This is a genomic window from Flaviaestuariibacter terrae (assembly GCF_054777635.1).
Map to the genome: position 1 here is coordinate 58,702 of NZ_BAAHAL010000006.1, position 17,429 is coordinate 76,130.

16 protein-coding genes are annotated in these 17,429 nt (G+C 60.6%); 10 read left to right on the plus strand and 6 right to left on the minus strand.

Features of this window, described 5'->3' with window-relative positions:
• The first annotated feature begins 3 nt into the window (after positions 1–3).
• Positions 4–585 carry a hypothetical protein gene (locus ACYU7Z_RS00990; RefSeq protein ID WP_460566718.1) on the plus strand — a complete coding sequence of 194 codons (582 nt, stop codon included), beginning with the start codon at positions 4–6 and terminating at the stop codon, positions 583–585.
• A 347-nt stretch (positions 586–932) separates the two neighbouring features.
• Here ACYU7Z_RS00990 and ACYU7Z_RS00995 read toward each other — a convergent pair whose 3' ends face one another.
• Positions 933–2,036: an ABC transporter permease gene (locus tag ACYU7Z_RS00995; RefSeq protein ID WP_460566720.1), complete on the minus strand. Its 1,104-nt coding sequence runs from the start codon at positions 2,034–2,036 to the stop codon at positions 933–935.
• Positions 2,037–2,270: 234 nt separating this feature from the next.
• On the minus strand, positions 2,271–4,019 hold the full coding sequence (sppA, locus tag ACYU7Z_RS01000; RefSeq protein ID WP_460566722.1) for a SppA family protein: 1,749 nt from the start codon (positions 4,017–4,019) through the stop codon (positions 2,271–2,273).
• 33 nt (positions 4,020–4,052) lie between these two features.
• Here sppA and folK point away from each other — a divergent pair, with 33 nt between their 5' ends.
• From folK to ACYU7Z_RS01015, 3 genes are all read left to right on the plus strand, one after another.
• Positions 4,053–4,562 (plus strand): 2-amino-4-hydroxy-6-hydroxymethyldihydropteridine diphosphokinase, encoded by a 510-nt coding sequence (gene folK / locus ACYU7Z_RS01005; RefSeq protein WP_460566724.1) that lies wholly within the window; start codon positions 4,053–4,055, stop codon positions 4,560–4,562.
• A gap of 40 nt (positions 4,563–4,602) precedes the next feature.
• A complete protein-coding gene (locus ACYU7Z_RS01010; RefSeq protein ID WP_460566726.1) occupies positions 4,603–5,235 on the plus strand; it encodes a deoxynucleoside kinase in 633 nt (210 codons plus the stop codon).
• Between the two features lie 167 nt (positions 5,236–5,402).
• On the plus strand, positions 5,403–6,656 hold the full coding sequence (locus ACYU7Z_RS01015) for an MFS transporter (protein ID WP_460566728.1): 1,254 nt from the start codon (positions 5,403–5,405) through the stop codon (positions 6,654–6,656).
• A 19-nt stretch (positions 6,657–6,675) separates the two neighbouring features.
• Here the strand turns inward: ACYU7Z_RS01015 and ACYU7Z_RS01020 are convergent, their stop codons facing one another.
• Positions 6,676–8,007 carry a vanadium-dependent haloperoxidase gene (locus tag ACYU7Z_RS01020; protein WP_460566730.1) on the minus strand — a complete coding sequence of 444 codons (1,332 nt, stop codon included), beginning with the start codon at positions 8,005–8,007 and terminating at the stop codon, positions 6,676–6,678.
• 170 nt (positions 8,008–8,177) lie between these two features.
• On the opposite strand from ACYU7Z_RS01020, the gene ACYU7Z_RS01025 reads away from it, so the two are divergent.
• The gene (locus tag ACYU7Z_RS01025; protein ID WP_460566732.1) at positions 8,178–9,080 is read left to right on the plus strand and encodes an MBL fold metallo-hydrolase; all 903 of its coding nucleotides are present in this window, start codon (positions 8,178–8,180) and stop codon (positions 9,078–9,080) included.
• Here the strand turns inward: ACYU7Z_RS01025 and ACYU7Z_RS01030 are convergent.
• A complete protein-coding gene (locus ACYU7Z_RS01030; protein ID WP_460566734.1) occupies positions 9,067–9,540 on the minus strand; it encodes a YkgJ family cysteine cluster protein in 474 nt (157 codons plus the stop codon). The two genes, ACYU7Z_RS01025 and ACYU7Z_RS01030, sit on opposite strands and share 14 nt — an antisense overlap.
• 94 nt (positions 9,541–9,634) lie before the next feature.
• On the opposite strand from ACYU7Z_RS01030, the gene ACYU7Z_RS01035 reads away from it, so the two are divergent.
• The 4 genes from ACYU7Z_RS01035 to ACYU7Z_RS01050 all read left to right on the plus strand — a co-directional run bounded on the left by ACYU7Z_RS01035 (position 9,635) and on the right by ACYU7Z_RS01050 (position 12,711).
• Positions 9,635–9,904 carry a hypothetical protein gene (locus ACYU7Z_RS01035; RefSeq protein ID WP_460566736.1) on the plus strand — a complete coding sequence of 90 codons (270 nt, stop codon included), beginning with the start codon at positions 9,635–9,637 and terminating at the stop codon, positions 9,902–9,904.
• A gap of 89 nt (positions 9,905–9,993) precedes the next feature.
• The gene (locus tag ACYU7Z_RS01040; RefSeq protein ID WP_460566738.1) at positions 9,994–10,728 is read left to right on the plus strand and encodes a tellurite resistance TerB family protein; all 735 of its coding nucleotides are present in this window, start codon (positions 9,994–9,996) and stop codon (positions 10,726–10,728) included.
• Between the two features lie 3 nt (positions 10,729–10,731).
• A complete protein-coding gene (locus ACYU7Z_RS01045) occupies positions 10,732–11,460 on the plus strand; it encodes an EcsC family protein (RefSeq protein ID WP_460566740.1) in 729 nt (242 codons plus the stop codon).
• A 114-nt stretch (positions 11,461–11,574) separates the two neighbouring features.
• Positions 11,575–12,711, plus strand: coding sequence for a YciE/YciF ferroxidase family protein (locus ACYU7Z_RS01050; RefSeq protein WP_460566742.1), 1,137 nt, complete (start codon positions 11,575–11,577; stop codon positions 12,709–12,711).
• Between the two features lie 63 nt (positions 12,712–12,774).
• Here the strand turns inward: ACYU7Z_RS01050 and ACYU7Z_RS01055 are convergent, their stop codons facing one another.
• Positions 12,775–13,425, minus strand: coding sequence for a DUF1579 domain-containing protein (locus ACYU7Z_RS01055; RefSeq protein ID WP_460566744.1), 651 nt, complete (start codon positions 13,423–13,425; stop codon positions 12,775–12,777).
• 419 nt (positions 13,426–13,844) lie between these two features.
• Positions 13,845–16,739, minus strand: a complete 2,895-nt coding sequence (gene gcvP / locus ACYU7Z_RS01060) for an aminomethyl-transferring glycine dehydrogenase (RefSeq protein WP_460566746.1) — start codon at positions 16,737–16,739, stop codon at positions 13,845–13,847.
• A gap of 191 nt (positions 16,740–16,930) precedes the next feature.
• On the opposite strand from gcvP, the gene ACYU7Z_RS01065 reads away from it, so the two are divergent.
• Positions 16,931–17,395 (plus strand): hemerythrin domain-containing protein, encoded by a 465-nt coding sequence (locus tag ACYU7Z_RS01065; protein ID WP_460566747.1) that lies wholly within the window; start codon positions 16,931–16,933, stop codon positions 17,393–17,395.
• Positions 17,396–17,429: the final 34 nt, after the last annotated feature.

Sequence of the window (17,429 nt, forward strand, 5' to 3'; positions counted from 1 at the left end):
CCGATGCCTTATCTCGCCAGTGAACAAACTTTCCGGTACCGGCCCGCACCCTGGAGATCCTGGCGTACGGTGACGATCGGCCCCGATTCGGTCAATATCAATGGCCGTCACCTGTTGTTCGAAGATATAGAAGCAGTCAGGTATGGTGTAAAAGGGTGGGGGATATACCTGCCGTTCGGCCGGGTGAATTGTGTCGACCTGAAGCTGCATTCGGGGCACATCCGAAAGCTTCGTATCCTTTCCGTTTCCCGCATCCGGAAAGTCGTTGCCAGCCATGAATATCATCGGATCGCCACCGTGCTGCTTAACGCGCTCATTCAGTCAGATTCCGACGATTACAGGCATCGGTTCGAACGGGGTGAAACGATTACCGTCTGCGGTGTGCAGCTTTCGCAGGAGGGATTGCAACTAGCGCAGGGCAAGACGATACTTTCCTGGCTCGACATCGACCTTCATTGTTACTGGCATCACTTCACGGTCACGTCGCTTTCCGACAGAAAGCAGTACCGGAATTTTTATCACCTGAAAGACTGGAACGCCGGCCTTTTACTGGCCATTCTCCAGGCGCTCACCGGCAGGCGCTGATCAATTTCAATCCAAGCGAAGGTTGCAGGAAGGGCTACTCCAGCGCGGAAATACTGCCGCGACTTATAAGGAGCGGTTCCGCCGCGGCGGATGTGTTTCCAACAGGGTAGGTAACGGGCTTCCACCGAAGGATAAATGTTTTTCCAGGTTAGGGAAAACGTTTCCGCTTAAGCAGAAATGCTTTTCACAGGGTAGGGGAAACGCTTCCGCCGCCGCGGAACCCTTTCCCACAATAAAAAAAGGAGGATTACTTGCTTCCAACGCGGCTGCCAAAAGTCCTGCGCCCGAAGAGCAGCGAATCGGCACAAGCTCACCGCTCACTGCTCACCGCTCACTGCTCTCGCTCCTTACTCCCAGCGGAACACCTTCACCGTTGCGGCATACACCAGCACGCCCCATACGGCGAGGATGATGATCTCCTGCCAGCAGGCAGAGAGTGCCGTTCCTTCGAAAGCCACCTTGCGCATCGAGTCGTTGAGCGCGGTGAGCGGCAGGAACTTCAGCACCGGCTGCATAAAGGCCGGGAGCGCCTCGCGCGAGAAGAAGGTGCCCGAGAGAAAGTACTGCGGGAACATAAAGAGGTTGGCGTAGATCGGGATCACGTTCTGGTTGCGGGCCACCGAGGCGATGAAAAAGCCGAAGCCCATAAACACCAGCAGCGCGAGGAAACTCAGGAAGAGCATCGAGAACAGCGTGAAGAACCCGTTGGCCAGCGTGAAGTCGTACGCGAAGTAGCCGAACGCGATCAGCACCAGCACCACGAGCAGCTGGAACAGCACCCGCGACAGGCTTTCACCCATGATGATATAGCCGCGGCGGATAGGGGTGGAGTAGAGCCGCTTCAGCACGAGGGTTTCGCGCATGGAGAAGAACAGGAATGCCACACCGAACACGGCCGCGCCGATCAGCGAGAAACCGATCATGCCGGGGAGAAAGAAGTCGATCATCTTGTAGGCGCGGCCCTCCTGGTAGTTGGGTACGATGCGCACATACTCCGGCCGGTTCCTGAACACCTTTCCCTCGAGCTCGTGGATGGCGTCGCGGAGCACGGGTTGCAGCACGGCGAGGTCTTTGGCGCTGGCCTGCGTGTAGCGCACCTGCAGCTGGTAAGGCGTGCCCACCGTTTGCCGGCGGATGCCGAGGATGGCGGTGAGGCGGCCTTTCTTGAGCATATCCTCGATGTCTTTATCGGGACGGTTGTTGGGTACGATGCGGAGGCCTTCGGCGTCTCGGAGCTGCCGGTACAGGTCGGTTGTGCTGTCGGTACCTTTCTCAAAGGCCACGTCGACCGAGGAGCCGCCACCACCACGGCCCAGCGCGCCGAAGATCATGATCAGCACGATCGGGAAAAACAGTCCGAAGAAGATCGACTGCGGGCTCTTGAACGTCGCCCGGAGGCTGGCAACGGTGATGGCCAGCATGGCACGTACCTGGCTGTAAGGTTTTGGCATACGGGGGCAAAGGTAACCGGAGAAAAGGTTCTGAAGGTTTTGAAGGTTCTGGAGGTTCTGAAGGTTTTGCTGGGAGGCGGCAGGGGCCTGACCGTCATTGAGACGGAGCGTAGCGGACGACGCAATCCGTTCCGGGATAAGCACTGTGGCTTGTTGGAGCCGATGCGCCAATCCGTGAGAGATTGCTTCGTCAGCCGGCCCGAACGCCGGCCTCCTCGCAATGACGATTGCCTGTTACCTGATCTCAAACGTAAACGGCATCCGCGCCTGCGGGGCCTTGCACAGGCGGTTCAATTCAACGAGTTGCTCGTACACGGCAAATTGCTCGGCACCCAGCTGGCGGCGCAGTTCCGCCATCGGTTCTTCTTTCTTGCGCTCGAGGAGGTTGTGGAGCCAGCTCTCGGAGGTCGGGTACTCGCGGAGGCGGTAGCTGCTCACATGGGCCATCCGGGCGGCGCAGCGCACGGCGTCGTCGAGTGTGCCGATGCGGTCTACGAGCCCGATCTGCAGCGCCTTGCTGCCGCTCCACACACGGCCCTGCGCGATCGACCCGATATAGGCCGTGTCTTTGCGGCGGCCATCGGCCACCCGTTGCTTGAACAGGTCGTAGATCCGCTCCACCTCGCGCTGCTGGAAGCCTTTCTCCGTGGCGCTCAGCGAGCGGAACGGGTTGTTGCGGTCTGCATAGGTCGCGGTCTTTACGCCATCGAACGTGACACCCAGCTTGTCGTTAAAGAATCCCTGCAGGTTGGGGAGCATCGAGAAGACGCCGATGGAGCCGGTGATGGTATTGGGAAGCGCAAAGATGGAGTCGGCGGCGGTGGCGATATAATAGCCGCCCGAGGCGGCCACGTCGCCGAAGCTCACCACCAGCGGCTTGTCCTGCTTCGCCAGCCGCAGTTCGCGCCAGATGTTCTCGGAAGCGAGCGCGGAGCCGCCTCCCGAGTTGATGCGGAAGACAATCGCCTTGACCGATTTGTCGAGACGCGCCTTGCGGATCCAGCGGATATAGTCTTCGTCGCCGATCACCTGCTTGTCGCCCGGCCCGTCGACGATATTGCCTTCGGCATAAATAAGCGCGATGCGGTTGTCGCCGCTCTGGCGGAAGTCGACCGCGTCGGCGTAGGTGGCGATGTCGGTGAGGGGCAGCTTGTCGTCTTTGGCAATCCCGGCGCGTTGCTTCAGCTCGGCGCGCACCTCGTCGTCGTATTTGAGCGCGTCGACAAGCTGGTAGCGGAGCGCGTCGTTGGCATTCTGGATGCTGCCTTCGTCGGCGAGGCGCTGCAGGGTTGCCGTGTCGGTGCCGCGGGCGGCCGCTACGCGCAGCTGCAGCTCCCGGTTGATGTCGCCCAGGAATTCGGCGGTCTGCAGGCGGTTCTCCGGCGTCATGCGGTCGGAGCGAAAGGGCTCCGTGGCGCTCTTGAATTTTCCGGCGTAAAAGATCTGCGGCTCGATGTGCAGGCGCTCGAGGGCGTTCTTGAAAAACAGCAGCTCCACGGCGAGGCCTTTCCATTCGAGCATCCCCGCGGGGCTTACATACACTTTATCGGCAACGGTGGCCACATAGTACGCTTTCTGCGACATGCGGTTGCCGAAGGCGACAACGAACTTCCCGCTCTTGCGGAATTCGGACAGCGCGGCACGCAATTCTTCGGATGCGGCAAAGCCGTTGCCGTTGTCGTCGGCCTGCAGGTAGATCCCGGCGATGTTCTTGTCGGTAGAAGCCCGGTGCACAAGGCGCAGCACGTCGTAAAGGCCCGGTGCATCGGCTTCGCCGCCGCTGAGGCGCTGCAGCGGGTTGCGGCGCTCCTGCTCCGAGAAGTGGCGCCCGAGGTCGATCGTGAGTACCGTCTTTTTGGCAACGACCGGCTTGTCGGAGGAGCCGAGCGACACCGCCGCGGCCACCAGGAAGAAAAAGGCGACGAGGAAGAACGCGAACAGGGCCAGGAACGAAGCCAGGAACATCTTCAGGAATGCACGCATGGGAAATGGTATTCCATCAAAAATAGAGGATATTTGACGCCCTTGCACGAGCCCCTTCATACCGCGTACCTGCTGCTTGGCGGCAACCTTGGCGACCGCTTGCAGCAGCTTGCCGCCGCGCGTGCCGCCATTGCCGCACGCGCCGGTCATATCGGCGCGGCCTCGCGTCTCTACGAGACCGCGGCCTGGGGCCTGGAAGACCAGCCGGCCTTTCTCAACCAGGCACTCGAGCTGCATACGGCCCTGCCCGCCATGGACCTGCTCCATGAACTGCTGGCCATCGAAGAGGCACTTGGCCGCCGGCGCGACGAGCGCTACGGGCCGCGCCTGATCGACATCGACATCCTGCTGTACGACGACGCCGTGATCGATGCGCCGGGGCTGCAGGTGCCGCACCCGCAGCTGCCCTTCCGCCGCTTTGCGCTGACCTGCCTCGCAGACCTTGCGCCCGGCCTCCGCCACCCGCTGCTGGGGCGCACGGTGGCCCAATTACTGGCCGGCTGCGGCGACCCGCTGCCCGTGCATAACTTCCGCGAAGGGTGACCGCCGAATTCCTTTATTTTGCCCGACTGCAAGCGACCCCGTGAAGTACAATTTTATCACCATCGAAGGAAATATCGGCGCCGGGAAGACCACCCTGGCCAACCTGCTGGCGAAGCATTTCGACGCACGACTCGTGCTGGAGCAATTTGCCGACAACCCCTTTCTCCCGAAGTTTTACGAGAATCCCGGCCAGTATGCCTTTCCCCTGGAGCTGTTCTTCATGGCCGAGCGCTTCAAGCAGCTCAAGGACCTCGTGGGCCAGAAAGACCTGTTCCAGAGCGTCACCATCACCGACTACCTGTTCACGAAATGCCTGCTGTTTGCGCGCGTGAACCTGCCCGAGGACGAGTACCGCCTGTACCAGCGGCTCTTCGACATCATCCTGCAGCAGCTCGTGCAGCCCGAGCTACTCATCTACCTGCACGCACCGGTGAGCAAGCTGCAATCCAACATCGCCAAGCGCGGGCGCCCCTACGAGCAGAACATCCCCGACGACTACCTGTTCAGCATCCAGGAAACCTACACGCACTACATCAAGCAGCACAACATCAAGACGCTCATCATCGACGTGTCGAACGCCGACTTCCTCTACAACCCGAAACATTTCGAGGTGATCCTCGATGCGCTGAACCGCGATTATACCGAGGGACAGCATTACCTGACGTTGCCGTAAGACAGTTTGGAGTTTGGAGTTTGGAGTTTGGGGTTTGTTGTCCCAGGCCGTCATTGCGAGGCGACGCGCCTGCAGGGCGTGTCAACGAAGCAATCCCTTGGGGCAGACACAAAACACAAAACACAAAACGTAAAACGTAAAACGTTCCCGTCTGTACATTCGCAGGGATGCCCGAAACGATCGAAACCCGTCCCCACAGCCTTGCCCCGCTTCTTTACCACAAGGAATACCGTCTCTTCATCATCGCGCGCTTCTTTTATACGATGTCGCTGCGGATGGTGGCCACGGTGGTCGCCTACCAGCTTTTCCAGCTGACGCGTAGCTCCTTTTCGATCGGTATCTCGGGTCTCGCGGAATTCGTGCCGGTGTTCGCGCTCGCGCTGTATGCCGGCTACCTGATCGACCGCTCCGACAAGCGGACGCTGCTGCTCCGGGGCATCCTCAGCTACAGCCTTTGCGTCGCGGGGCTCGTGGTGCTTACGATGCCGCACATGACGCAGGTGCTCTCGCGGAGCATCCTTCCGGTATTCTTCTACGGGATCATTTTTTGCACCGGTGTCATACGCGCCTTCGCCGGGCCGACCGCCAGCGCCATCATCGCGCAGCTCGTGCCCCGCAACATCCTGCACCTCGCTTCGGCCATCAGCTCCTCGTCGTTCCTCATTGCCTCTATCGTCGGCCACGCCTCGGCGGGTCTCTTCATCGCCGCCTTCGGTGTACACGTCACCTTCGTGATCGTGCTGGGCTATGTGTTGCTGGCGGCGCTGCTGCTGTCGCGGATCAGCCGGAAGCCGGTGCTGCACAACATGGTGGGCGTGCGCGCCTGGGAAAGCGTGAAGGAAGGCCTGCGCTTCGTGTTCCGCAACAAGATCATGCTCGGCGCCATTTCGCTCGACCTGTTTGCCGTATTGTTCGGAGGCGCGGTGGCGCTCATTCCCGAGATCGCCGACCGTATTCTCAAGGTCGGGCCGCAGGGCTTCGGCCTGCTCAACGCCGCCATCGATATCGGCTCCGCCACGACACTCTTATTCAACACCTTCTTCCCGCTGCGGCGGCGGCAGGGGCAGATACTCCTTTTCGCCGTGTTTGGCTTCGGGCTTTGCATCATCGTATTCGGTCTTAGCACCCTGTTCTGGATGGCCTTCGCCGCGCTGCTGATGGCGGGGATGCTTGACGGGATCTCGGTGGTCATCCGCGGCACCATCCTGCAGCTCACCACGCCCGATGAAATGCGCGGCCGCGTCAGCGCGGTCAACTCGATGTTCATCAACTCGAGCAATGAGCTCGGGCAATTCGAAAGCGGTTTTACCGCCCGCCTCTTCGGCACTGTGCCGGCCGTTCTGTTCGGCGGCAGCATGACCATCATCGTGGTGCTGCTCACCTGGTGGCGATCGCCGGGGCTGCGCAAATTCGAATACTAGCAGATGATGACAACGCAGGCTAGCGTTGCAGGTGCACGTAGCGGAATACGCAGCGGGCCACCAGGTTGCCCTGCCTGACACCGATCTCGTTACTCTGGCGGTAGTGAATGCCGCCATACAGGCGCGACATGGCCGCTTCGTTGGCCGCTTCATAGAACGACCCGAACTGTCGCGGCTGCAGCCCGAGCTCCGTGTTCGTTGCATCGGTAAACGGTATGTTGCCGAAGATGCGCGTCAGGATCTCCGCGGCCGTGCCGGAAGAAACCGAATGCCCCGAAGGAAACTCGGGGAACGGCGGCGTTGCAATGAACGACGACCAGTTGGCGCCTCCCGGAACGTAATTGCGGATATAGGTCTGCGGGCGGAGCAAATTAAACTTGTACTTGGCATCCCAGCAGGAAATGAAGGCATCGGCAAGCCCGATCGTAAGCAGCGCATACATCTCGCTGGCGCGTCCCAGGTCGAGCTGGCGGCCCGCGGCGAGGCTTCCCGCGATCGCGAGCCAGTGGCCGGGTGGCGTGGCCGTTCCCGCACCATCCGACCACCAGCGCGCAATGGCCTTCTGCTCGTCGCTGAGGTTGTGGGAGACCTGGTACAATTCAAGCGCCTGCCGGTAAAACGCCGATGAATCCGCCGTTTGAAAGAGCGCTTCCATCTGTTGCTCGCACTCGTTCGAACGGGTCATGGCGAAACACTTGACGCGGCACCAGAAAGGCTCGAGCGGCTGCGTTACGGCGCCGGTGGGTGCCCAGTTCGCGGGATTGAGACTTTGGCTGGGTACACTGTACTGCAGGTTACGGGTGTCCGAATAGCCATCCGCGGAAACGCGGGCGTGGAGCGCGTCGGCTACCTGTCGTCCGAAAGCCTCGGAGCTGCCCAGGGTCTGCGGACCGACGCGGCCGGCCAGGGTCGATTGCCAGGCGCTGTGGAGCGAGTCGATGACCGCCCGTGCGCGGGCGCTGCTCCCCTGGAACAACTCCAGCGCAACGCGGTAAAGCGCTTCGTTTACCACCGCCTCGTATTGCAGTTCGCTGTTGGCGGGCGCTACCGGCGCGGTCGTATATAACGGCACCTGGCCGGCAAGCGACCGGCGGTCGGGCATGCCGGGTACCACCGATTCGTACAGCGCCATCCCCGCATAGGCATAGAGGCGCGATGCCTGCGGCGGGGCAAACCCCTCGATCCGGACGATCCGTCGAAAGCCTTCCATCCAGTTGATGGCGACCTGCGCGGGAAGCGATGTGGCGGGCGGAAGGGCCGGCAGAGGCGCATCCTGCTTCCGGCAGCTTCCCAATACAAGGATCAAAAGGAGACAAAGGACGGTGCAAACGCGGGCACGGGGCTGCCGCATAGCTACATGTTTCATAGGTAAGCCGGGTCGTGTTTGTAGGGTGAGCGTGGACGATTACACTGCGACAACTCTTGCTGCTGCAATTTCCTTAGGATACCTTTAACAAAAGGTTCGCCAAAAAAATAGTCCGGGTAGCCGGGCATTCGGTCACCACTTCATCCAACAACCACATGAAACGAAAAGACTTTCTCCGCTACTCCTCGCTCATCGCCGGCGGCGCGCTGCTGTTCCGCCAACCTGCACTTTCAGCTTTCGTGTTGCCGAAATCGCCGGCGGGCACGCTCCGGATGCTGCGCAACAACGTCGGTATTTATACGGAACGTGGCGGCACCATCGGCTTTCATGCCGTTAAGGAAGGGCTTACCGTCATCGATTCGCAGTTCCTGGACACGGCGCCCAACTTCATCGAGGAAGTGAAAAAGCAGTTCGATCAGTCGTTCCTCAACCTGCTTTATACGCACCACCACCGCGATCACAGCAGCGGCGGCGCGGCATTCAAGGACCGCGTAGCCCACGTCATTTCACAGCGCAATGCGCTAGCCAACCAGAAAGACGCCAGCGCGAAGGCGCAGAAGCCCGAGGAGCAATTGTTTGCCGACACCGTTTTCGACGACGAGCTCAAGCTAAAGGTGGGCGAAGGAAAGCTCAAAGGGTATTACTACGGTGCGGCCCATACCAATGGCGACGCGGTCTATCATTTCGACGAGACCAATATCGCCCACGTGGGCGACCTCGTATTCAACCACCGCCCGCCGGTGGTCGACCGCAACTACGGCGCCTCGGTGCAGCATTGGGTGGAGGTGCTGGAGCGGATCGACAAGCAGTTCGACAAGGACACGCTGTTCATCTTCGGCCACAGTGCCGAAGGCTTCGAGGTTACCGGGAGCAGGGCCGATGTGATCGCCTTCCGCGACTACCTCCAGCGTGTGCTCGAATTCACGCAGCAGGAGATCAGGGCGGGGCGGAGTAAAGAGGAGTTTGTGAAAAATACGGCCGTACCCGGCGTTGATGCCTGGAAGGGCAGCCCGGACCGCATGCTGGCAGCGGTGTGGGACGAGCTTACGGCAAAGTAGCGCTCAGCTTGTCGAGCACATGGTGCACGATGGGGCAGAAGGTCGCATTCTTCAGCGTCAGCTTCGGGCGCTTCAGCAACACGTCTTCGTCGGTGTAGGGAAAGCGTGCGCAGTCGGACGGACGCACGTCGTAGATGCTGCAGTAATTGTCGCTGCCCAGGAACGGGCAGGGCGTCGACTTGACCACGAAGTCGCCGTCTTCATCCACATTGAGGTAGGTTTCGATAAACACGCTTTCCTTCAGGCGCAGGTGCTTGCTGATGCGCTTGACGTCGGGTGTTTTGAAGCGCGGTGAATAGTTTTTGCAGCAGGCCGCGCAGGAGAGGCAGTCGTTGGCGGCCGTTGCTTCCTCGTGCAGGTCGGGCAGCTGCCGCAGCACCTTGCGCGCGTCGGCGCGCTGCAGGAAGCGCTGAAACTTTTTCTGCTGCTCTTTGGAGGCAATGTCGGCGGGGCGCGGCATGCTGCAAAGTAAACACATCCGGCGCGCACGCCTGCCTTGGGTCCTGTTAAATAGCGGCACAAAAGTGGCAGTAGAAGGGCTATAATCAGTATCTATGAGTACGTATTTCTTTCGCACCAACCTGCACGGCCTCGGTAACATCGCCGCCGTCAAGCAGCAGCTCGACCAGTGGGAGCAACGCGGCGAGATCGACAGCTGGCATATCGACGTCACCAATCCCGATGCGCCCCTCGAGATCGTAACGCAGCAACTTACTCCCGAGCTGGTGAAGCACCGCATCCGCGCCCTCGGCGTCGATGCCGAATTCAGCGCGCCGCCCGACAGCGGCCACCGCGACCGCGGCCACGCCCCCGGACGGCCCTGAGCAATGCCCTGTGCCCCGATCGGTACTTCCATTTTTCAACTTTTGCGCGAACCGCGCACGCGTCACCCTGTCTCAATAAACAACGCAACATGCCCGAACAGATACTCGAAGGCTACTCCAGCCTCGAAAAAGGAGCCTACCTCGGCGCCATCGCTTCCATTGCCACCGCCGACCGCACAGCCTCCGATGCCGAGATGGAGCACCTCGATACGCTCTCCGAAGCCGCCGGCCTCGACGAGGGCCAGCGCAATATGATCCGCCGCGCCGCAACCGAGCTCACCGGCGACGAGCTCGGTCGCTGCCTCGACGTGCTGAAGAACAGTGACCTTCGCTTTTCACTTGTTACCGACTGCATCGCCTTTGCCGAATCGGATGGCGACTACGGCCAGGAGGAGCGGGCCCATATCGAGAAGATGGCCGGTCATCTCGGCGTTGACCAGAAGCAGTTTTCGCTGCTCGACGAGTTTGCCCACGAGGCGAAGGCCAAGGCGGCGGACCCCGAAACGGCGGCGAAGCCCGAGTTTCTGCAATCGACCGGTCTCGGCGCGCGCATGCAGCAGGCCGGTATCAATACGTCGGGCCTGCTGAAAGGATTGCTCGGTGTGGTCGGCCCGATCATGCTCGCCGGCATGCTGAGTGGCGGTCGCCGCCGGGGCGGCCTCTTCGGGAGCATGCTCGGTGGCCTCGGCGGCGGGCTGCTGGGCGGCGGTATGGGCGGCCTCGGTGGAGGCCTTGGTTCACTGACCGGCATGTTCGGCGGATCTTCGCGCAACGCCGGTTTCGGGCGGCGCGGCGGGATGCTGGGCGGCCTTTTTCCTTTTTAAGCCATGCTGTACACTCAATGGGCCATACAACAGAACCGCAAGTGGCAGACGGAAATGCAGAAGCGACCCTCGGCCCTCAGCCGCGTGTCGCAACGGCTGCAGGGTAAGGTCAATGCCCTTATCCCCGAGAAGGCGCACCGTATTATTACGGGGGCGATCCGCCATATGGTCGAAGGCGTGCTCTTCGGTGCGCGGCACCTGTCGCGGGTGCGCGCGGTGCCCGGGCCGCTGCATAAGGTGGAAGCGGCCGCCGAAGAGCGGATCCGCCACTACCGGCATGCGGCCGCGGCCGAAGGCGGGCTTACCGGCGCCGGCGGCTTCTGGACCAGCATGGCCGATTTCCCGCTGCTGCTCGGGATCAAGCTCAAGCTCCTTTTCGATGTGGCGGCGCTCTACGGCTACAAGGTTTCCGACTACCGCGAGCGTCTTTACCTGCTCCATATCTTCCAACTGGCCTTCAGCAGCCAGGAGCGGCGACAGGCAGTATTCGAGCAGATGCGGCACTGGGAGCAGCACGCGCACGAGTTGCCCGAAGATGTGCAGGACTTTGACTGGCGCCGCTTTCAGCAGGAGTACCGCGACTATATCGACGTGGCGAAGATGGCGCAGCTCGTGCCCGGCATCGGCGCCGTGGTGGGCTTTATCGCCAACTACCAGCTGGTCGACCGCCTCGGCAAGATGGCAATGAACGCCTACCGCATGCGCTGGATCGAGGAAGGAAAACTCGCGTAGCGCGTCTGTTGCCCGCATTACCAATCCCGCGCCAGCAGCCGATCCCGGCGTATGGAGCGCGTCGGGGCACGGCATAATTTTTTTAGGTATGGCGCAAACAAATACATCTTCGCCATGGAAAAGTTGAATGATCTCCGCGACCTGCTCAAACACGAATTGCAGGATCTTTATTCCGTAGAAGAACAAATCATCGCGGCCCTTCCGAAAATGATCGAGAAGGCCAGCAACCGCGAGCTCAAAACTTCGCTGAAGGAGCACCTGCGCATTACCGAGCAGCAGAAGTCCCGTCTCGACCAGTTGCAGCAGCAGATGGGTGAAGGCGGGTCGCAGGAAAATACCGGCTTGCTGGGGCGCCTCTTCAAGTCGCGCATCGTGTGCGAAGGCATGCAGGGGATCATCAAGGAAGGCAACAAGATCCTGTCGGAAGATATTGACCCCGATGTGCTCGATGCGGCCATCATCGCCTGTGCCCAGAAGATCGAGCACTACGAGATCTGCGGCTATGGCACGGCCCGCGCTTACGCCGAAGAGCTCGGTCTCGACGAGGTAGCGCGTGTGCTCCAGCAAACACTCGACGAAGAATATTCCGCCGACGACCGCCTCACGGCGCTTGCCGAAGGCCGGCTCAACCGCCAGGCACAGGAAGCCGGCACGAAATCGAACAAGAGCGCCAGCTCCAAAAGCGGTGGCCGCAGCGGCAGCAGCACGCGGGTAGCCGAGCCGGAAGCCGAGCTCGAAATGGCCTCTTCGGGCCGCGGCAGCCGCGGCGCATCGGGCAGCACCGGTACGCGTGGCAGCAACAGCGGCAGCAGCCGCTCCGCCGGCTCTGCGGGCGCATCGGGAAGCCGCAATGCCGCTTCGCCTGCGTCAACACCCTCAGCAGCGCCTTCCTCGAAAGGCACGTCGGGCCGCAATGCCGCCAGCAGCGGTACCACCGGCCGCAGCGGCGCCACAACGGGCCGCAGCATAAGCGGCAGCGCCCGCAGCGCTTCGGGTACCACGGGCACGGGTGCTGCGCGTAATACGGGTGCATCGACCGGTAACGGGCGTGGCAGCACGGCATCGGCGGGCAACACGCGCGGAGCCGGAAACAGCAACGGCGGCGCCCGCTCGGCAGGCACCGGCACTACACGCTCGGCATCTACCGGGACCAGCGGAACTACCCGCAGCGTATCGGGCGGCCGCGGCAGCGACACAAAAGGCAACGGGCGCGGCTCGGCCGGCAACGGCAAGTCGTCGCGCACACGCTGATGCAGCAGCTTATCGATATAAAAAAGGCCGCCCACCGGGCGGCCCTTTCTATTCATTTGCTGCTTACTTCTTGCGGCGGTAGTGCACCTGCATCGTCTTGAACTCCTTGCCGTCGGGGCCGGTGCCGTACATCTGCATCAGGTGGTGATCGGCGTCGAGAAGGGTGTAGGTTTCGCGCACATTCGTTTCCTCGGCGAGCGACGGGTCCATCATCCGGCCGGTGAAGCTGATCGTCTTCGTTGTTGAATCGAAGCTGCCTTCCATCTCCACGATGCCCGTGCCCATGTTGTCGATCCAGGTGCTCACAAACTTCTTTTTGTGGTTGTCGAAGGCAAGCGTGCTGATGCCTTCGAAGGACATGCCCATCATGTTGCCGCTGTGGGTCGACTGCTGGTAGCGGTCGCCGAGGAGCATTTTATTCACGGTGGTCATGCTGGCCTTTTGCTCCGGCGCGCCGGGGCCCATCCACATCGTGACCTCGGCATCCCAGGTACCGTTGGCTTCTTTGAGCATTTTCTGCTCGGGACCGGGCGTCATATAGACCTGGCAGTTTCGCGCCTGTGCTGCCGAGTCGGGGCGGGACTTAGCGGCTTCCGTACCGGGAGCGTCGCTGTGGGCGGCTGCTATAACCGGCTCGCCGGCGGCTATGGGCTTTGTTTCGCTGTTGCAGGCGGCAAGCCCGAGGAGAAGCGCTGCGGGGATCCAATTTTTCATAAGATGAATTTGCTTAAATGTACAAAAAAGGACCAAGGATGGGCTTCCCGGGACGCTAATCGCTTTTTAATGTTCTTTTAAGAAGAACGTCGTTCAGAAAAAGTACCTTTGAAGCTCAATACAAATACCAAGGCAATCAACTCCACTTCGGTGGGGTTTTTTGTTTCCGCCAAGCCCAATGTCTCCGATGGGACACTTTGATTGGAGTGGTCAGTTTTCATTTGGACAGTTTTTGCTTCGATAATATTCAATTCTCAACGCTCAATACTCAATATTCAAGTTCATTGGTGTATTGCTTCATGGATACCCTCCCTAAGCATTGAGCATTGAATATTGAATATTGAGAATAAAATTAGAAAGCCCCGCTACAAGCGGGGCTTTCGTATAAAACAACGTTCGGACGATTTCCAGAACAGGGGCTATTCCGCGTACATCTCCGTCGGCAGGCACACGCACACCAGGTTGCGGTCGCCGTAGGTGTTGTTGACACGCGCCACGGAGGGCCAGAACTTGTTGTCCTGCACGGCCGGCAGCGGGAAGGCTGCCTGCTGGCGGCTGTAGGGGCGGCTCCAGTCGTCGCTGCACACCGCGGCCTGCGTATGGGGCGCGCCTTTCAGCACATTGTCTTTCTTATCGACGGCACCGCTTTCAACCGCGGCGATCTCCTTGCGGATCTCGAGCAGCGCATCGCAGAAGCGGTCGAGCTCGGCCTTGTCCTCGCTTTCCGTGGGCTCCACCATGATGGTGCCCGGCACCGGGAACGACATCGTCGGTGCGTGGAAGCCGTAGTCCATCAGGCGCTTCGCCACGTCTTCGGCTTCGATTTCCGCGGTCTTCTTGAAGGGCCGCAGGTCGACGATGAACTCGTGGGCACATTGCCCGTTGTGGTTGGTATAAAGAATGTCGAATTGACCTTTCAGGCGCGCCAGCATGTAGTTGGCGTTGAGGATCGCATACTCGGTAGCCTTGCGCACACCGTCCTTGCCGAGCATCCGGATATAACCGTAGGAGATGAGCAGGATAGAGGCGGAGCCGTAGGGTGCGGCGGATACAGCGCCGGCACCCTGGAAGCTGTTGCCACCGGCCGAATCCTCATGACCAAAGACGTGGCCGGGCAGATGCGGCGCCAGGTGCTGCTTCACGCAGATGGGGCCCATGCCGGGACCGCCACCGCCGTGCGGGATGGCGAAGGTCTTGTGCAGGTTGAGGTGGCAAACGTCGGCGCCGATGAGGCCGGGAGCGGTGAGGCCCACCTGGGCGTTCATGTTCGCGCCGTCCATATATACCTGGCCGCCGTGCTCGTGCACGATGCGGGTGGCTTCGGTAACAGTCTCTTCGTACACACCGTAGGTCGACGGGTAGGTGATCATGATGCCCGCGAGGTTGGCGGCGTGCTGCGCTGCCTTTGCCTTCAGGTCTTCCACGTCGATGTACCCGTTCTCCAGTGCCTTCACCACCACTACGTGCATGCCGCACATAACGGCCGAAGCGGGGTTGGTGCCGTGCGCCGAGATCGGGATGAGCATCACGTTGCGGTGGCCTTCGCCGTTCGCTTCGTGGAAACCCTTGATCGCCAGCAGGCCCGCATACTCGCCCTGGGCGCCGCTGTTGGGCTGCAGGCTGCAGGCGTCAAATGCCGTGATGCGGCAGAGATATTTCGAAAGTTCTTTTACAATAAAGCCGTAGCCTTCTGCCTGGTCGGCGGGCACAAAGGGATGGATCTTGCTCCAGTGGCTCCAGCTGAGCGGGATCATTTCTGAAGCTGCGTTGAGCTTCATGGTGCAGGAGCCCAGCGGGATCATTCCGTGCACAAGCGAGTAGTCCTTGCTCTCAAGCTGGCGCAGGTAGCGCATCATCTTCGTTTCGCTGTGGTGTTTGTTGAACACCGGGTGCGTCAGGAAGTCCGACGTGCGGGTAAGTGCCGTGGGGATCGTGTCGAGCTGGCCTTCGTGCTCCACTTCAAAAGCCACCGGGTCGCTGTCGTTCTCGAAGGCGTTGATCACGTCGAGAAGGTCGGAGGGCGTCGTGGTTTCGTCGAGGGAGATGCCGACGAAGTTGGTTCCGGCAAAATAGCGGAAGTTGATCTGCTGTTGCTCTGCCTTCGCACGTACGGCGGCCACATCGTCGACCTTCACAACGATCGTATCGAAGAAGTATTCGTGCTGCAGCTCGAGGCCGCGCTCTTCAAGCGCATTGGCCAGTGTCTGGGCGAGGAGTGCAACGCGCTTTGCGATGTTGCGCAGACCGTCGGGGCCGTGGTAAACGGCGTACATGGCAGCCATGTTGGCGAGAAGCGCCTGGGCGGTGCAGATGTTGGATGTTGCCTTTTCACGCTTGATGTGCTGCTCGCGGGTTTGCAGCGCCATGCGGAGGGCGCGGTTGCCACTTGCATCGATGCTGACGCCGATGATACGACCGGGGATGCTGCGCTTGAAATCGTCTTTTGTTGCGAAGAAGGCCGCGTGCGGCCCGCCGTAGCCCAGCGGAACGCCGAAGCGCTGCGCGGAGCCAAAGGCACAGTCGGCGCCCAACTCGCCCGGGGGCGTGAGCAGCGTCAGCGCCAGCAGGTCGGTAGCCATCGCCACGAAAGCGCCCGTTGCGTGTACAGTTTCAATGAAAGCGCGGTAGTCTTCCGCCGAGCCTTTATCGTTGGGGTATTGCAGCAGTGCACCGAAATAGCTGTTGTCGATCGGGGTGGTCTTGTAGTCGCCGAACACCACCTCGATGCCATAGGGAATGGCGCGGGTCAGCACCACGTCTTTCGTTTGCGGGAAGGTCTCGGCATCTACGAAAAAGCGCGGGCGCACCACGTGCTGGCTGTCTTTGTTGAGCAGGTTGAAGAACATGCTCATTGCCTCGGCGGCGGCGGTGCCTTCATCGAGCAGCGATGCGTTGGCGATGGGCAGGGCCGTGAGGTCACTTACCATCGTCTGGAAATTAAGCAGGCTCTCGAGGCGGCCCTGCGCGATCTCGGCCTGGTAGGGCGTGTACTGCGTATACCAGGCGGGATTTTCAAACAGGTTGCGGCCGATGACGCTCGGTGTGATCGTATCGTAATAACCCTGGCCGATGTAGCTGCGGAAAACCTTGTTCTTCAGCGACACATCCTTGAGGTGCTGCAGGTATTCGTATTCGCTCATGGCGGGCGGAAGATCGAGCTCCTCCTGCATACGAATGCCGGCGGGTACGGTCTTGTCGATCAACTCGTCGAGGCTGGCGGCGCCAATGGCCTTCAGCATCTCGGCGGTTTCGTGGGGATCGGGGCCCATATGCCGTTGATGAAATTCGGAGGCTTGTGCTTCAAAAAGGCTCATGGAATAGATTTAGAAGTCGCAAAGGTACAGGGATTTTGCCCCATTTAAGCGGGCAGAGGCGGCTGTGCGGGTTTGTGGTTTGTTGTTGGTCGTTTGTAGTTTTGCAGCAACCGTTTCTTTAACGCTTCGGCAACAGATCCGGCCTTTCCCGACCCACAAACCGCAAACTACAAACGACAAACTTTTCTCCCATGCCCCTCAAGCGAAGCCTTCCCCTACAGCCCCTTTCCCGTGAGCACCACGAAGGACTCCTGCTTTCCTGGAAGATCCGCCAGGGCCTGGCGAAAGGAGTAGAGCCGAAGCGGATCGGGGCCTACGTGCTTTGGTTTTGGGAGCGGCAGCTGGCCGGTCATTTCCGGCGCGAGGAGGCTGCCTTTCACCCGCTATTTCCCGGCGCGCCGCTGCTGCAGCGGATGCAGGAGGAGCATGAAGAGATCGAGGGTTTGCTGCACGTGCTGGAACAGATCGCCGACGCCGCACTACTGGAAGAGATCGCTGCGAAGGTCCACGACCACATCCGCTTCGAGGAGCGCGAGCTGTTCCCGTGGATCGAGGAGCAGCTGGGCCAGGAGAAGCTCGATGCGCTCGAAAAAATGATCGATGCGGAAAAAACGGCTGCCGCGCCATGGGCGGACGAATTCTGGGCAAACGCGTGAAGAGAAAGAACGCAGATTCTTTATGATTTTTAAG

Excerpts from the sequence above, each read along its gene's own strand:
- sppA (WP_460566722.1), bottom strand. The coding sequence starts at position 4,019 with ATGCGTGCATTCCTGAAGATGTTCCTGGCTTCGTTCCTGGCCCTGTTC.
- gcvP (WP_460566746.1), bottom strand. The coding sequence starts at position 16,739 with ATGAGCCTTTTTGAAGCACAAGCCTCCGAATTTCATCAACGGCATATG.
- ACYU7Z_RS01020 (WP_460566730.1), bottom strand. The coding sequence starts at position 8,007 with ATGCGGCAGCCCCGTGCCCGCGTTTGCACCGTCCTTTGTCTCCTTTTG.
- ACYU7Z_RS00995 (WP_460566720.1), bottom strand. The coding sequence starts at position 2,036 with ATGCCAAAACCTTACAGCCAGGTACGTGCCATGCTGGCCATCACCGTT.
- ACYU7Z_RS01055 (WP_460566744.1), bottom strand. The coding sequence starts at position 13,425 with ATGAAAAATTGGATCCCCGCAGCGCTTCTCCTCGGGCTTGCCGCCTGC.
- ACYU7Z_RS00990 (WP_460566718.1), top strand. The coding sequence starts at position 4 with ATGCCTTATCTCGCCAGTGAACAAACTTTCCGGTACCGGCCCGCACCC.
- ACYU7Z_RS01035 (WP_460566736.1), top strand. The coding sequence starts at position 9,635 with ATGAGTACGTATTTCTTTCGCACCAACCTGCACGGCCTCGGTAACATC.
- ACYU7Z_RS01050 (WP_460566742.1), top strand. The coding sequence starts at position 11,575 with ATGGAAAAGTTGAATGATCTCCGCGACCTGCTCAAACACGAATTGCAG.
- ACYU7Z_RS01045 (WP_460566740.1), top strand. The coding sequence starts at position 10,732 with ATGCTGTACACTCAATGGGCCATACAACAGAACCGCAAGTGGCAGACG.
- ACYU7Z_RS01040 (WP_460566738.1), top strand. The coding sequence starts at position 9,994 with ATGCCCGAACAGATACTCGAAGGCTACTCCAGCCTCGAAAAAGGAGCC.
- ACYU7Z_RS01025 (WP_460566732.1), top strand. The coding sequence starts at position 8,178 with ATGAAACGAAAAGACTTTCTCCGCTACTCCTCGCTCATCGCCGGCGGC.
- ACYU7Z_RS01030 (WP_460566734.1), bottom strand. The coding sequence starts at position 9,540 with ATGCCGCGCCCCGCCGACATTGCCTCCAAAGAGCAGCAGAAAAAGTTT.
- ACYU7Z_RS01065 (WP_460566747.1), top strand. The coding sequence starts at position 16,931 with ATGCCCCTCAAGCGAAGCCTTCCCCTACAGCCCCTTTCCCGTGAGCAC.
- ACYU7Z_RS01015 (WP_460566728.1), top strand. The coding sequence starts at position 5,403 with ATGCCCGAAACGATCGAAACCCGTCCCCACAGCCTTGCCCCGCTTCTT.